A 14,417-nucleotide genomic window follows, 5' to 3' on the forward strand; every position below is an offset into this window, starting at 1 on the left:
CTACTTCAAGAGTTTTAGACTTTATCAGGAAGTGATGTTCCCCATTCTTTCAATACTCGTGTATTAGCATCGGCTAAAATGTCTGCAGGAATGATAGCTAATAGACCGTGAATATAGAAAGCTCTCGCAGATTGTAAATTATACCCTTGGCTATCCCACTGAGCGTTTGTTAATTTTAAGCAATACCAAGCATTCAGTAGACCAAATAGTTGTTTTAATTGCATAAAGTTCTCCTACCTGGTTTTTCCCGTAAGTAACTGATGCTAGACTAAAAAGTAGACACAGATTCGGTAAAGTATGAATTCATTTATGAAAATCGCTCCCAATTCCGAGTGGAGAAGATGTGCAATGTTTTGGGAGTTTCCAAGAGTGGATACTTTAAATGGTTAAATCGCCCAAAAAGTGAACGACAAAAGAAACATGAAAAACTCTCACAAGAGATAGTAAAGACTCACCTTGAATTTAAGCAACGTTATGGCAGTGTTAAGACTGCGAAAACACTAAAAAGCGCGGTATGACTGTAAGTGATCGTACAGTCTCTCGGATTATGACAAAGAATCAATGAAAGTCTTGTACAGTCAAGAAATACAAAGCTACGACTAATTCGAAACATCATCATCCAGTAAGTGAAAACGTCTTAAATCGACAGTTTAAAGCGAGTAAACCTAACGAGTTCAGTTCATCATTCATTTCGTGGTGTTCAGTACGCTCTTTTGAATATCAGAATCTATTAAAAAACTACACTATGACTGGCAGCATGAGTAGGAAGGGAAACTGTTATGACAACGCTTGTATTGAGTCCTTTCATGGAATCTTAAAACGTGAGTTGGTTTATCAAACGAAGTATAAAACAAGAGAAGAAGCAAAAAACTAACTATTTGAATACATCGAGTTTTTTTACAATTCAAAGCGAATTCATTCAACATTGGGTTATTACACACCGAATGAATTTGAACAAATGTACAGGAAAATCGCTGCTTGATTTCTCCTTCATAAAAAGTTTAAATCTCTATAAATTTGAACTTTTTTATGAAGGCCACCAAGCGAAAGCGTGGTAGAAATCTGTGTCTATTTTCTTGACGTAGTATCAACTTGGTATGTTACTTGGTATGTTACTCAGTACTCTACTTGGTATGTTACTTTAATGAAATTGGAGTATACAAAAAAGATTTAAATTAAATTTTCCGCCCTAGTTCAATCGAATCTAATAATATATGAATTTTTTTAGCATAAAACCGTACTTCATCGGCTGTTAATGAATCCAGCAATTTTTGATTCAAGTATCCATAAAGATTTTTTTGTTCAATTGTCATAATTCCCCATAATTTATTCATAAGTTTCACACCATTTTCCATTATTTTTATTTTTTCTAGAACCACTTTCCCATGATGCTAAACACTAGAATTCGTCTTTTTATCAAAAATAAATTATATCCGCTGTTTTAGCACCTCTATCTTTAAAATATTTTTAGAGTCAAATGCAAAGTTCTATCGTGTGTTTTTTATATAATACCGAGGATAAATTATATTATACATAAAAAGCTCTGATACTCAGATTCTATATCAAGAGTCTATGTCTTTATATAGTTGTATCAAGTGCTTTAACTGTTCTGAATTTTAAAAATACAGTTGTACCCACTATTTATAGATTCTAATCAGAGACTCTATATAAATATTTAATTTATTTTGATATATAATATCAATCATTCGTAATTGTAGCTTTGAAAGAAGAATCCATTTTGAAAAAAGATTGATAAACGGATTCTTCTTTAGCAGTTATAAGTTTGGTATTTATAAAAAAGTTTGATCATTTTCTACCTGAGTTGCTCCACAATCGCGCTTTGATTGCTGAACATCAAATGTAGATGAAAACAAAAATATAGGTTAGTAAATGCTACTTTACCAATGGATTTTTTAGGAATAAAAAATAAAACGGTGAAGACCAATTCTCCACCGTTTTCTAGCAAAAACATAACTAGAATCAAAATAGCAATTTAACCAGTTGCTTGTGTATCACTCCAACCATATTGGCATGTTTAGTCTATAATGATATTTCCTCTATTTTCAATTTCTTAACCTTATCAGTTTTAAACGACCAATATTCTTCAATATCATTATTTGTAATAATAATATTATCTTTTGAATTAATATTTTTAATAAACCCTGCAATAGAATCTTGCATTAAAAATAAAAATTCCTCATTCTCTAATATTAGTTTAATTCCAATATCACTAACCACACTCCAATGATTATTACTATATTCCCAATTTACATTATTCTCTATAACTACAATATCTTTTATTTTTTGATTGATTTTAATCTCTTTAAAGTCCTTCTCAATATTCAATACCTCTGTGTCCAATATAATTTGAGGGTATTCTTCGTTATCTGACTGAAATGATGGTATATTTTTTATAGTTAAATGAAAATTAGCTGCTTCTAATGTGGTACTCAACGAAAAATCTCCCGCTTCATCAAGCCATATCTTATGTAGTATTTTACCTTTTAATTTCTTTAATAAATCTAAATGACCGACTTTGATTTTATTTATTATTTTATATTCCATTATTTTCACCTTCTCTACTAGTCTATAAAATGAATTTTTTGAGATTTATAAGTTTTGCCACCATTAATATCTACAGCTGGTGTACTATCTGATTTTGAAACAGGTCTATAAGTTATAGCTGTACCATCTTTCAATATTCTTAGTACACCATTATCCAATTTTTTCTCACTAACATAACCTTCTGTTAGAGCATTAAAAAACTTCTTAGCTTCCAGATCTCCTCCAGAGATATTTCTTACTTTACTACTGGAGCTTTTTCCCACTTTTCCAAAATAACCATGCTCATTTGCTTTAATTTTTGCAAAGAACTGTAAATCTAAATCCAATAAAACCTTTTTACCAACCTTACTAACTTTTATGGCACCATTAATTGCTTTACCACCTGGAACAAAGCTCAATCCAGCAATTAATTTATCAACAGTACTCGCATCTTTATCTAATAAAGTATTAATGTCATCCCCTATTACAAAATCATAACCAAGTTTTGCTATTTCTTTTAAAGATTTAGAAACTTCACTCCAAGTGGAATTTTTGTTTTCAACAACCTTCTCATGTGAAGCATATATAGTTAATGAATTATCGATTTTAGGCTTAGGAGGGGTATATGTTTTATAAGGATTATAACTTTTCAAATGCGAATATGTTTGATTCCCAGCAATGCCATCTGCCTTTATTCCAACTTTCTTTTGAAAGGCAATTACGGCAGATTCAGTTTTACTACCGAATTTACCATCTACAGTGCCTACGTTAAAACCTGCTTCTTTTAAACCCCCACATGCTAAGGCACACAACGGCGAAGACGTTAGTTAACAATGGTGTATCAATAGTTGAGATAGCTTCCATACTAGGGCATGTAAGAAATGATGGAACCCCTAATACATTAATGACCGCCCGATACGTGAAGCCAAGCCAAGAAGATTTATTAGTATCCATAAACAACCTGAACTACTAAAAATAGACATAAAAAAAGTACCCGAACCAATTATGGGACGGGTATTTTTCTTATGAAAGGAGACATTTAAAACAATGTAAACTAATACTACCAAACTACAAAAAGAAGAGTTTTTTAAAATAGCCCCGCCCGTTCTCCAGGGCAACGGATATTAGGACGGAACTTATTAAATACTCAACTATATCTAAACGGAATTTAATCTGTTAGTAATTTATTTCTTTATTATATATATTGTATACAATTATTATATTAATCTATTTTGTTAATAATACAGTTACGAATGTAATGAGTAACACGGCGAAGCCGTAATATGTTTTATATTACTTTTACAAAAGGAATAGACTTATCCTTAAATCCTAAAGGATTTGGCTTACGCCCTTTTTATTAGTAACGTTTAATTAATTTTGTTTATATCGTTTATATCACGTTATCTTTCTATTATATAGGCATAGTAAAGGGGTTAAATACAAGTGCAAATAATGTTAAATTTTTGTTACATTTTTAAGAAACGCTTGAGTCCCTTATCCCCCAACGGTTATAGCGTTTTCGACAATTTTGTGAACGACTTGTCAAACACTTGTAGGGATTTTATACCAATTAAAATGTGATTAACGTTATTGTGACAACATTTTCCCTGTTGTGATACTAAACACAAAGGAACGTTGATATATAAGCGTTTTACATTTCTTCCCTTCACAAGCTATAAAAGCCCTCTTAATCTCGGTTCTTCTTATCTTTTTGTAGAATATCCTTTGTTATGCCTAAACCTTCGTCAATTTTTTCTAAACTTTCTTCTATTCTCTCGAAACGATTCATCAATCTATTTATGCTTTCTAATACGGCTTCATATTGAATATTATTATTCAATTCCTCACTCATAATCAACGTCCTTTTTGTCAATTATTCTATAATAAATCATCACTAAATCAACAAGATATTCTGACGGTTCTTCGCTATCTCCTCGTCTTTTTATAGTTATTTACGTATTATTGGGGGGCTTTTGGCTATCTTTGATTCTGAAATAAAATATAGATGATTAACTTTAATTTTACATAATCAAGAGATAGGTATTTCCCGCCTACAATATTATTTATTTAATAGTTTTTGTTCAAGTTCAAAAATTCTCTTCTCTAATTCTAAATACTTGCGGTCAAAAAACTCTAGTTTCCGATTTTCATAATCATCTCTTTTTCTAACTCCTCGTATTCTTGACCAGTAAAAGAACCAACTATTTCTTTAATATTAAACTCATTATCTTCTTTTATATTTTTAAAACACTCTTTTATTATACTATATATAGGTGTAGCATCATATTTATTGTTCCCTACAATTTTCAGGTAACCTCTATCAACATATTCTTCAATCTTTTCTAAGACCTCAATTTCCTTAATCCCTCTTTCTCTTAATAACTTGTACACATCAACATCAAGTTCTTTTCTTTCTTCTAAAGACGACATAGTACATTTCCTCCTCTAAATAAAATTAAACAATATAATTTTATTTTTATTAAAAATACATAATTATAACTTTAACAAATATTATTAATCCCCAATTCCTTAAGAAGGAAATTCATATGATACCTTACAAATTAAAAATCGCTACTATAACACCGAAGATTGAATTAACGACTTCCCCACTTTTTTACCGATTTATTAAGAGGATTAGACTTGATTGTTTTCCCTCTCATAGCATAACTACTATTGATTGATAATAAAGTTCCCTAATATATCTTTCTCTGTCTCATCTCTTCATTATGGTAGCTTGCTTTTAGTTTAATAAATTTAGTTGTATCTTTTGTTCCGTCTTTAATCCTTTTAATTAGTCCAGATTAGATTCAACTTTATACTTTCAATTCTAAACCATTAACATCTAGCCCAGTTTCGAAGCACCGTTCTATTCTTACTGTGTAAATTTAATTTCTTATTTCATCTTATCTCATCCCACCTATGTAATTTTTTTTCTAGAATATGAATATATAAAAAAAATATAATAATGTCAATAATTACCATTATACGTAATTCAGCTTTACGTATAAAAAAATAAACGATAATTTAAAAGTGTCGTTTATTTTTTTATTATTTAATTTTTCAAAAAATCTATCAACTTGGATTTACGTATAAATATAATTAATCCATATAGGGTGTTACTCAGTAGGCAATTCTAAATAAATAGGATTTGAAATTAATTCTTTCAATTCAATATATAAGTTCTTATTTTCAATTTCTAAATCTCTTATTTCAAGTTGAACTCTTCTCTCTAAAATTGCCCAATATTTCGTTCCTTTTTTCATCTTATTCTGGATAAATCCTCTTAAATTCTCACGTTTGGCTTCTTCAACATTAGAATCTTGAAAAAATAATTTTAAAATACCATGTGTACAAATAAATATTTGTTTATTTAGGTCGGCACTTTTAAAGATTGTTTTCAGTAACTTTACATTCACCTCTTCAATTGTTTCATAATTAGTGTTTTGAAATTCATTTACCAAGCTGGTTAAAAATAAATTATATGTAGCTATAAACAAAAATGCAGAATTCACCTTGAAATCGTTTGCCCCAGTTTTATAACCAAGTTCTTCTTTAACATATTTTAAAGATAAATAAGGAAATAGGAAATGTTCCAAAGGTAAACTTCTTGTTTTTTCATTAATTATCTCATCCCATTTATTCCCACTAGGTATTAGTTCATTCGCCCGACCATATGCTACATTGGGCATAAGTTTTACTGTGGCAGTATAGGCTTGGATTACTTCCTTTGCAGGTAGGACATATTTCTTTTTACTTTTAACCCCTTCTAACAAGTAGTTGTAATCTTCACTACCTTTGTAGACACTCTGTTTTACTTTATTTAATGAGATGAATGAACCTCTCTGTATTTCATAATAAAAACCGATTTTTTCAAATCTATCCCTTAATTCATGTTGAAACTCATCTAAAGCATAGAAATCTAGACCACGAACAGCGTTCTGACTGTTAGTAAATCTAGTAATATTATCTCTTATACCTTTTTTCTTACTTTCATCATCTTTATTGGGTGTTTTGATAATTTTTACTAGCAAATGTCCATCGAATTCAATTGATGGTAATTCATCTTTAGTTTTATGTTTATAAAAATCCCCAATTGTTTTAGCAGTCTGACATCCGTTTACTATTTGAGGTGCTAATAATGAGAGTTTTCCCATTTTAGTTTCAAATCTATCACAAACTATCGTTACACCATTATTGTAAAACCAAAAAAATTCCGGTTCATCCTTTAGAGTCTGTTTTATCCCTTTATTAATCTTTGTACTATTTAAGTAATTTCTTATATTAGAGTGATATAATAGATTGCCCCCATCATTAACAAAGTCTGCAAAATCACTAGTTCTTACTTTTGCAACTGTCGTTTCAAATGTCTCAAAACTTTCCTCTATTCTTAATGATATACTTTTATTTCTGAATTCTTTTGGAGTTAGCCTTTCTTTAATTCAATAGCTTCAATAATCTCAAAAAAGTCATATTGATATGAAATTAAATTACTATACTCTGTGCCTATATTTTTCTTAGCAGAACTTAAAGTATCAAATTCCCATTTCCCCATCTCTGCATTTGTAACATAAAAACACTTTATAGTTTCGTTTTCTTTAAAAGCCTTTCTTACCTTAAAGCATAACTCCTTAACGATATCCCTTTCAGTAATGGGTTCTTCTTTACAAATTCTTTTACAATCTTCTAAAAACCTATATACTGAATCTATATTGTGAGAAGTTAAATATTTACTTTGAAGTATATGTAATTCACCATTCACTTCAAACACTGCATCTATACCATTATCAAATTTGCCACTTATTTCGACCGCTTCAATTACTTCATTTTCGGTTAATTCAAAGATGTTGTACAATACCCACTCACAAAAGCCTTTTCCCTTACCAACTGAATGCATATACCCCTTTTCAACTAAGTAATCATTTATAGATTCTTCAACTTGTTTAGCTAAAACTTTATCATACTTCACTTTATTTACGTTAGGCAAATTACCCACCTATATATTCAAAGTCAATTCTCTTAATTACCATAATTGTAGAATAGTTCCTATTAAAAATCCATATATTTCATAATAATTATTTATATGCTAATACATCTTTATAAATCAATTAACGTAAATAAATATTACTTGCAATTTGATTTTATTTTTTGCTTGATTGATTGAAAGGAAGGACAACGGCTTGGACGAAAAAATGGCTACCTTATGAGAGACAACAAAAAAATTATAGTCAATCATAAGAAGTAGCCGATTCAATAAACACTTGATTGTATATCAAGTTAAGGTTTCCGTGTTGTATCGCCCTATTAATCGTTAGGATTCCTCCTAAACAAGCCTACTGCAACAAGTAGCCCTAGCAGGTTACATAGTCCCTAACCTTACGCTATGGCTTTTCAGTTAGTTAATTCGACACCCTTTATTATGGGACTAGAAATGGATTCTTTGTTAATTTTGGCTTGTCCTACACCGTCCGTAAACGGTCTACCCTTCCTTCGTTCAGCACTTAATGGTAGCTTTCACCATTCAGACACACACGTAATAGGGAACGTATCTAGTGTCCTATCCCTAGTTATTGCAACGGCTAGGGCAAACCTACCAAGTTTATTTGTACATTGTGTTGTTAGGCATTCCACAATGGGATTAGTATAACTACTTATTAAAAAAGGCATTACTTAACAAGCCTTGCATAATCTAATATTTTTCGATATTATGAAGGTAATAATTATACGGAATTCCGCGTATTCAATTTTTAGAAATGGGTTGGATTGTTGGTAAGCCGTAACGTAAAGTCATCTATTGTAGTAGGTGGCTTTTTCTTTTATCAACGTTTCTTTAACACCTTTAATGGTGAAAAGTCTTTGTGCCTTTCTCTAACATCATTCCCAAATAGGTTTACATAGGTCTTAACAATCTCCATGCTTGTATGTCCTAAAATGGTCTGCAATTCAAAGATATTAGCCCCTTGTTGAACACTTAGCTTTGCGAACGTATGACGGAATGTATGAGGACTACAACGAACGTCTTTTATTTTGGCTTTCACCCCGTATATGTCGATTCGTTGTTGTACTGACCTTCTTAATAATGTTGTTCCGTCCACGGTAACAAATAAAGCGTCACTTTCTACTACTCCACGAATGGATAGGTACTTCTTTAATTGCTTCTTCATTTCACTTTGTATTGGAACTAGGCGTTCTCTATACGTCTTAGCGTTCCTAATTCTTAACAAACTATCTTCCCATAGAATATCGGATAACGATAGCCCAGCTAGTTCATTTACACGTATCCCTGTTTCAAGAAAAACCATCATTATTGTATAGTCCCTAACTCCAGTAAATGTAGTAAGGTCTGGTTGATTAAATAAAGTGTTTAATTGTTCTTTCGAGAACGTAGGAATAACATGCTTTCTATCCTTCAAAAGCCTAACGTTTTCCATAGGATTATTTTTTATATACTTCTTCTTGTAAAGAAAATTGAAGAAAGAACGTAAAGCCCTTAAACGCGTATTAATTGAAACAACCTTTGCACCTTTGTATTTCCTCATATAGAGGATTACATTTTCTTCGATAAGACTTCCTTTAACGTTATTAGGCTTTAACTGATTCGTGTCTATCCCTTGTTTCTCTAACTGATTAAGAAACGCGTGTATTTCATTTTGATAATAACGAATAGTGAACGGTCTTAAATTACGTAATTCGCAATCATCAACAAATAGATTTAACGCTTCTTTGAATGATTCCACATATGACTTAGAACTTTTTCGTACTACTGATAATTCACGTTCATTAAGGTTGTTCTTACGCCTTGCCATATATAACCCCCTTAGATACTATTCATACGATTAGTTCGCACGATTAGAGACTATTAGTTATCACCTAAAATCAACGTAATTTGCTAATAATAAACACAAAAAAAGCGTTCCCCACAATGTAGGAAACGCTTGATATTACAGTATATTCACGGTTAATTGACTTAATTACTAAACGAAATTTTAGATACCAGTGGTCGGGGTCGAACCGACACTCCCGAAGGAACACGATTTTGAGTCGTGCGCGTCTGCCAATTCCGCCACACTGGCAAATATATTGCCTAATATGAAAAAATGGTGCCGAGGACCGGAATCGAACCGGTACGGTAGTCACCTACCGCAGGATTTTAAGTCCTGTGCGTCTGCCAGTTCCGCCACCCCGGCAAGGGTGTAAAATAAATGGAGGCGGCAACCGGATTTGAACCGGTGATAAAGGTTTTGCAGACCTCTGCCTTACCACTTGGCTATGCCGCCATTTAGATTGGAGCGGAAGACGGGATTCGAACCCGCGACCCCCACCTTGGCAAGGTGGTGTTCTACCACTGAACTACTTCCGCAATCACGCGTTTGTTTAGTATATGATATAGCCTATGCAAAAAGACTAAAGTTGTGAAAAAAATGGCTGGGCTAGCTGGATTCGAACCAACGCATGTCGCAGTCAAAGTGCGATGCCTTACCGCTTGGCTATAGCCCACTGAATATGCTCTAAGGAATGCTTCCTTGATTATTCTACACAAATCCTTATCAACAACTAAGTACCAATTAAGAACTTAACTCTGAAGATACTAAAATGGGGCGACTGATGGGAATCGAACCCACGAATGTCGGAACCACAATCCGATGCGTTAACCACTTCGCCACAATCGCCATAATCAGTTTGGCAGGGGCAGTAGGAATCGAACCCACACCAAAGGTTTTGGAGACCTCTATTCTACCGTTAAACTATGCCCCTATATAATAATCTTTGAATAAAATGGTGGAGGGGGGCAGATTCGAACTGCCGAACCCTAAGGAGCGGATTTACAGTCCGCCGCGTTTAGCCACTTCGCTACCCCTCCATATTAAATGACAGTGCCGGCGAGAGGACTTGAACCCCCAACCTACTGATTACAAGTCAGTTGCTCTACCAGTTGAGCTACACCGGCAAAAATGTAGAAATAAATGGTGGCTCGGGACGGAATCGAACCGCCGACACATGGATTTTCAGTCCATTGCTCTACCAACTGAGCTACCGAGCCAATTAAGAATTATTAAAATATAAATGGCGGTCCGGACGGGACTCGAACCCGCGACCTCCTGCGTGACAGGCAGGCATTCTAACCAACTGAACTACCGGACCAATGTTTTTCACGAAGTGAAAATATTTTACAATAACTTATTATAGTTCATAAGTAAAATAATTTGGTTGCGGGGACAGGATTTGAACCTGCGACCTTCGGGTTATGAGCCCGACGAGCTACCGAACTGCTCCACCCCGCGATAATAATATGGTGGAGGATGACGGGATCGAACCGCCGACCCCCTGCTTGTAAGGCAGGTGCTCTCCCAGCTGAGCTAATCCTCCATATTTTATAACTATAATTTGGTGACCCATACGGGATTCGAACCCGTGTTACCGCCGTGAAAGGGCGGTGTCTTAACCGCTTGACCAATGGGCCAATTTGAAATTGTGGCGGAGAGCAAGGGATTTGAACCCTTGAGACAGCTTACACCGCCTACACGATTTCCAATCGTGCTCCTTCGGCCACTCGGACAGCTCTCCAAAATGGCTCCGCAGGCAGGACTCGAACCTGCGACCGATCGGTTAACAGCCGATAGCTCTACCACTGAGCTACTGCGGATTAATAATAAAGCCTGGCAACGTCCTACTCTCACAGGGGGAAACCCCCAACTACCATCGGCGCTGAAGAACTTAACTTCCGTGTTCGGCATGGGAACGGGTGTGACCTCTTCGCTATCGCCACCAGACATTAATGACAAAATCTATTATACTATTTTAGAAGAATATTTCAAGTCTTTTTTTAAAACTTTCATATTCCTTCAAAACTAGATAACGAATCACAATTCATTCACTGAGCTTACGCTTTTAAAATAGGTTAAGTCCTCGATCTATTAGTATCAGTCAGCTCCACACGTCACCGTGCTTCCACCTCTGACCTATCAACCTGATCATCTTTCAGGGATCTTACTAGCTTGCGCTATGGGAAATCTCATCTTGAGGGGGGCTTCATGCTTAGATGCTTTCAGCACTTATCCCTTCCGCACATAGCTACCCAGCTATGCCTTTGGCAAGACAACTGGTACACCAGCGGTGCGTCCATCCCGGTCCTCTCGTACTAAGGACAGCTCCTCTCAAATTTCCTACGCCCACGACGGATAGGGACCGAACTGTCTCACGACGTTCTGAACCCAGCTCGCGTACCGCTTTAATGGGCGAACAGCCCAACCCTTGGGACCGACTACAGCCCCAGGATGCGATGAGCCGACATCGAGGTGCCAAACCTCCCCGTCGATGTGGACTCTTGGGGGAGATAAGCCTGTTATCCCCGGGGTAGCTTTTATCCGTTGAGCGATGGCCCTTCCATGCGGAACCACCGGATCACTAAGCCCGACTTTCGTCCCTGCTCGACTTGTAGGTCTCGCAGTCAAGCTCCCTTGTGCCTTTACACTCTACGAATGATTTCCAACCATTCTGAGGGAACCTTTGGGCGCCTCCGTTACATTTTAGGAGGCGACCGCCCCAGTCAAACTGCCCACCTGACACTGTCTCCCAGCCCGATCAGGGCTGTGGGTTAGAATTTCAATACAGCCAGGGTAGTATCCCACCGACGCCTCCACCGAAGCTAGCGCTCCGGCTTCTCAGGCTCCTACCTATCCTGTACAAGCTGTACCAAAATTCAATATCAGGCTACAGTAAAGCTCCACGGGGTCTTTCCGTCCTGTCGCGGGTAACCTGCATCTTCACAGGTACTATAATTTCACCGAGTCTCTCGTTGAGACAGTGCCCAGATCGTTACGCCTTTCGTGCGGGTCGGAACTTACCCGACAAGGAATTTCGCTACCTTAGGACCGTTATAGTTACGGCCGCCGTTTACTGGGGCTTCGGTTCAAAGCTTCGCTTGCGCTAACCTCTCCCCTTAACCTTCCAGCACCGGGCAGGCGTCAGCCCCTATACTTCGCCTTGCGGCTTCGCAGAGACCTGTGTTTTTGCTAAACAGTCGCCTGGGCCTATTCACTGCGGCTTTTCCGGGCTATTAACCCTAAAAAGCACCCCTTCTCCCGAAGTTACGGGGTCATTTTGCCGAGTTCCTTAACGAGAGTTCTCTCGCTCACCTTAGGATTCTCTCCTCGCCTACCTGTGTCGGTTTGCGGTACGGGCACCTCTCACCTCGCTAGAGGCTTTTCTTGGCAGTGTGGAATCAAGAACTTCGGTACTATATTTCCCTCGCCATCACAGCTCAGCCTTAATGACAATGGGATTTGCCTCATTGTCAGCCTAACTGCTTGGACGCGGCATTCCGACGCCGCGCTTACCCTATCCTTCTGCGTCCCCCCATTGCTCAAATGGTGAGGAGGTGGTACAGGAATTTCTACCTGTTGGCCATCGCCTACGCCTTTCGGCCTCGGCTTAGGTCCCGACTTACCCTGAGCGGACGAGCCTTCCTCAGGAAACCTTAGGCATTCGGTGGAGGGGATTCTCACCCCTCTTTCGCTACTCATACCGGCATTCTCACTTCTAAGCGCTCCACCAGTCCTCTCGGTCTGGCTTCTCAGCCCTTAGAACGCTCTCCTACCACTGTTCATTAGAACAGTCCACAGCTTCGGTGATACGTTTAGCCCCGGTACATTTTCGGCGCAGAGTCACTCGACCAGTGAGCTATTACGCACTCTTTAAATGGTGGCTGCTTCTAAGCCAACATCCTGGTTGTCTAAGCAACTCCACATCCTTTTCCACTTAACGTATACTTTGGGACCTTAGCTGGTGGTCTGGGCTGTTTCCCTCTTGACTACGGATCTTATCACTCGCAGTCTGACTCCTGAACATAAGTCTTTGGCATTCGGAGTTTGACTGAATTCGGTAACCCGATGGGGGCCCCTAGTCCAATCAGTGCTCTACCTCCAAGACTCTCATTTCAAGGCTAGCCCTAAAGCTATTTCGGAGAGAACCAGCTATCTCCAGGTTCGATTGGAATTTCTCCGCTACCCACACCTCATCCCCGCACTTTTCAACGTGCGTGGGTTCGGGCCTCCATTCAGTGTTACCTGAACTTCACCCTGGACATGGGTAGATCACCTGGTTTCGGGTCTACGACCACGTACTTATTCGCCCTGTTCAGACTCGCTTTCGCTGCGGCTCCGTCTTATCAACTTAACCTTGCACGGGATCGTAACTCGCCGGTTCATTCTACAAAAGGCACGCCATTACCCATTAACGGGCTTTGACTACTTGTAGGCACACGGTTTCAGGATCTATTTCACTCCCCTTCCGGGGTGCTTTTCACCTTTCCCTCACGGTACTGGTTCACTATCGGTCACTAGGGAGTATTTAGCCTTGGGAGATGGTCCTCCCTGCTTCCGACGGGATTTCACGTGTCCCGCCGTACTCAGGATCCACTCTGGAGGGAACGAAGTTTCAACTACAGGGTTGTTACCTTCTTTGACGGGCCTTTCCAGACCTCTTCATTTACTCCGTTCCTTTGTAACTCCGTATAGAGTGTCCTACAACCCCAAGAGGCAAGCCTCTTGGTTTGGGCTAATTCCGTTTCGCTCGCCGCTACTCAGGAAATCGCGTTTGCTTTCTCTTCCTCCGGGTACTTAGATGTTTCAGTTCCCCGGGTCTGCCTTTATCATCCTATGTATTCAGATGAAAATACTGCTCCATTACGAACAGTGGGTTTCCCCATTCGGAAATCTCCGGATCAAAGCTTACTTACAGCTCCCCGAAGCATATCGGTGTTAGTACCGTCCTTCATCGGCTCCTAGTGCCAAGGCATCCACCGTGCGCCCTTAACAACTTAACCTTTGACATCGAAGATGTCGTTTTTAACATTATTAAGAGAATCACTAAACTAA

10 protein-coding genes, 16 tRNA genes, 2 rRNA genes and 1 pseudogene are annotated in these 14,417 nt (G+C 37.4%); 2 read left to right on the forward strand and 27 right to left on the reverse strand.

Annotation, left to right across the window (positions count from 1 at the left end; genetic code table 11):
- Positions 1-14: 14 nt before the first annotated feature.
- The gene (locus A9C19_RS16825) at positions 15-224 is read right to left on the reverse strand and encodes a hypothetical protein (RefSeq protein WP_072581017.1); all 210 of its coding nucleotides are present in this window, start codon (positions 222-224) and stop codon (positions 15-17) included.
- 453 nt (positions 225-677) lie between these two features.
- Here A9C19_RS16825 and A9C19_RS22325 point away from each other — a divergent pair.
- A pseudogene (locus tag A9C19_RS22325) lies at positions 678-982 on the forward strand (IS3 family transposase); the annotation flags it as partial.
- Between the two features lie 193 nt (positions 983-1,175).
- Here the strand turns inward: A9C19_RS22325 and A9C19_RS21870 are convergent.
- From A9C19_RS21870 to A9C19_RS22105, 3 genes are all read right to left on the reverse strand, one after another.
- Entirely contained in the window at positions 1,176-1,334 is a 159-nt protein-coding gene (locus A9C19_RS21870; protein ID WP_158515107.1) for a hypothetical protein, read from the reverse strand.
- A 706-nt stretch (positions 1,335-2,040) separates the two neighbouring features.
- The gene (locus A9C19_RS16840; protein WP_072581019.1) at positions 2,041-2,565 is read right to left on the reverse strand and encodes a hypothetical protein; all 525 of its coding nucleotides are present in this window, start codon (positions 2,563-2,565) and stop codon (positions 2,041-2,043) included.
- Between the two features lie 17 nt (positions 2,566-2,582).
- A complete protein-coding gene (locus A9C19_RS22105) occupies positions 2,583-3,356 on the reverse strand; it encodes a peptidoglycan-binding domain-containing protein (protein ID WP_072581020.1) in 774 nt (257 codons plus the stop codon).
- Here A9C19_RS22105 and A9C19_RS22825 point away from each other — a divergent pair.
- Positions 3,341-3,517, forward strand: a complete 177-nt coding sequence (locus A9C19_RS22825) for a tyrosine-type recombinase/integrase (RefSeq protein ID WP_083584420.1) — start codon at positions 3,341-3,343, stop codon at positions 3,515-3,517. The genes A9C19_RS22105 and A9C19_RS22825 overlap by 16 nt on opposite strands.
- 714 nt (positions 3,518-4,231) lie before the next feature.
- On the opposite strand, the gene A9C19_RS21875 is transcribed toward A9C19_RS22825, so the two are convergent.
- The 23 genes from A9C19_RS21875 to A9C19_RS16960 form a co-directional block, all read right to left on the reverse strand.
- A complete protein-coding gene (locus A9C19_RS21875) occupies positions 4,232-4,396 on the reverse strand; it encodes a hypothetical protein (RefSeq protein WP_158515108.1) in 165 nt (54 codons plus the stop codon).
- 281 nt (positions 4,397-4,677) lie between these two features.
- On the reverse strand, positions 4,678-4,974 hold the full coding sequence (locus A9C19_RS16855) for a hypothetical protein (RefSeq protein ID WP_072581021.1): 297 nt from the start codon (positions 4,972-4,974) through the stop codon (positions 4,678-4,680).
- A 686-nt stretch (positions 4,975-5,660) separates the two neighbouring features.
- Entirely contained in the window at positions 5,661-6,983 is a 1,323-nt protein-coding gene (locus A9C19_RS16860; protein WP_083584421.1) for an AIPR family protein, read from the reverse strand.
- A complete protein-coding gene (locus A9C19_RS16865) occupies positions 6,968-7,528 on the reverse strand; it encodes a hypothetical protein (protein WP_072581023.1) in 561 nt (186 codons plus the stop codon). The genes A9C19_RS16860 and A9C19_RS16865 overlap by 16 nt, the downstream gene beginning before the upstream one ends.
- An 832-nt stretch (positions 7,529-8,360) precedes the next feature.
- Positions 8,361-9,347, reverse strand: a complete 987-nt coding sequence (locus A9C19_RS16870; RefSeq protein ID WP_072581024.1) for a tyrosine-type recombinase/integrase — start codon at positions 9,345-9,347, stop codon at positions 8,361-8,363.
- A 185-nt stretch (positions 9,348-9,532) separates the two neighbouring features.
- Positions 9,533-9,614, reverse strand: a tRNA-Leu gene (locus tag A9C19_RS16875).
- Positions 9,615-9,639: 25 nt separating this feature from the next.
- Positions 9,640-9,728: transfer RNA gene (locus A9C19_RS16880), tRNA-Leu, on the reverse strand.
- A gap of 16 nt (positions 9,729-9,744) precedes the next feature.
- Positions 9,745-9,818 (reverse strand) — tRNA-Cys (locus A9C19_RS16885).
- An 8-nt stretch (positions 9,819-9,826) separates the two neighbouring features.
- Positions 9,827-9,901: transfer RNA gene (locus A9C19_RS16890), tRNA-Gly, on the reverse strand.
- Between the two features lie 62 nt (positions 9,902-9,963).
- A tRNA-Gln gene (locus tag A9C19_RS16895) sits at positions 9,964-10,038 on the reverse strand.
- A 97-nt stretch (positions 10,039-10,135) separates the two neighbouring features.
- A tRNA-His gene (locus A9C19_RS16900) sits at positions 10,136-10,211 on the reverse strand.
- Between the two features lie 11 nt (positions 10,212-10,222).
- Positions 10,223-10,296: transfer RNA gene (locus A9C19_RS16905), tRNA-Trp, on the reverse strand.
- Between the two features lie 22 nt (positions 10,297-10,318).
- Positions 10,319-10,402, reverse strand: a tRNA-Tyr gene (locus A9C19_RS16910).
- A 14-nt stretch (positions 10,403-10,416) separates the two neighbouring features.
- A tRNA-Thr gene (locus A9C19_RS16915) sits at positions 10,417-10,489 on the reverse strand.
- A 17-nt stretch (positions 10,490-10,506) separates the two neighbouring features.
- A tRNA-Phe gene (locus tag A9C19_RS16920) sits at positions 10,507-10,582 on the reverse strand.
- Between the two features lie 24 nt (positions 10,583-10,606).
- Positions 10,607-10,683: transfer RNA gene (locus A9C19_RS16925), tRNA-Asp, on the reverse strand.
- A gap of 63 nt (positions 10,684-10,746) precedes the next feature.
- Positions 10,747-10,823 (reverse strand) — tRNA-Met (locus A9C19_RS16930).
- Between the two features lie 9 nt (positions 10,824-10,832).
- A tRNA-Val gene (locus tag A9C19_RS16935) sits at positions 10,833-10,908 on the reverse strand.
- A gap of 19 nt (positions 10,909-10,927) precedes the next feature.
- Positions 10,928-11,002 (reverse strand) — tRNA-Glu (locus A9C19_RS16940).
- A gap of 12 nt (positions 11,003-11,014) precedes the next feature.
- Positions 11,015-11,106: transfer RNA gene (locus A9C19_RS16945), tRNA-Ser, on the reverse strand.
- A 4-nt stretch (positions 11,107-11,110) separates the two neighbouring features.
- Positions 11,111-11,185: transfer RNA gene (locus A9C19_RS16950), tRNA-Asn, on the reverse strand.
- An 11-nt stretch (positions 11,186-11,196) separates the two neighbouring features.
- Positions 11,197-11,312: ribosomal RNA gene (gene rrf / locus A9C19_RS16955) — 5S ribosomal RNA — on the reverse strand.
- A gap of 124 nt (positions 11,313-11,436) precedes the next feature.
- Positions 11,437-14,365, reverse strand: a 23S ribosomal RNA gene (locus tag A9C19_RS16960).
- Positions 14,366-14,417 lie beyond the last annotated feature (52 nt).

It is taken from the genome of Bacillus weihaiensis, from assembly GCF_001889165.1.
GTDB lineage: Bacteria > Bacillota > Bacilli > Bacillales > Bacillaceae > Metabacillus > Metabacillus weihaiensis.

What these genes read in the sequence shown, in the direction of transcription:
- A9C19_RS16855 (WP_072581021.1), bottom strand. Translation starts at nt 4,974, where the DNA reads ATGTCGTCTTTAGAAGAAAGAAAAGAACTTGATGTTGATGTGTACAAG.
- A9C19_RS21875 (WP_158515108.1), bottom strand. Translation starts at nt 4,396, where the DNA reads ATGAGTGAGGAATTGAATAATAATATTCAATATGAAGCCGTATTAGAA.
- A9C19_RS16825 (WP_072581017.1), bottom strand. Translation starts at nt 224, where the DNA reads ATGCAATTAAAACAACTATTTGGTCTACTGAATGCTTGGTATTGCTTA.
- A9C19_RS22825 (WP_083584420.1), top strand. Translation starts at nt 3,341, where the DNA reads ATGCTAAGGCACACAACGGCGAAGACGTTAGTTAACAATGGTGTATCA.
- A9C19_RS16870 (WP_072581024.1), bottom strand. Translation starts at nt 9,347, where the DNA reads ATGGCAAGGCGTAAGAACAACCTTAATGAACGTGAATTATCAGTAGTA.
- A9C19_RS16840 (WP_072581019.1), bottom strand. Translation starts at nt 2,565, where the DNA reads ATGGAATATAAAATAATAAATAAAATCAAAGTCGGTCATTTAGATTTA.
- A9C19_RS21870 (WP_158515107.1), bottom strand. Translation starts at nt 1,334, where the DNA reads ATGAATAAATTATGGGGAATTATGACAATTGAACAAAAAAATCTTTAT.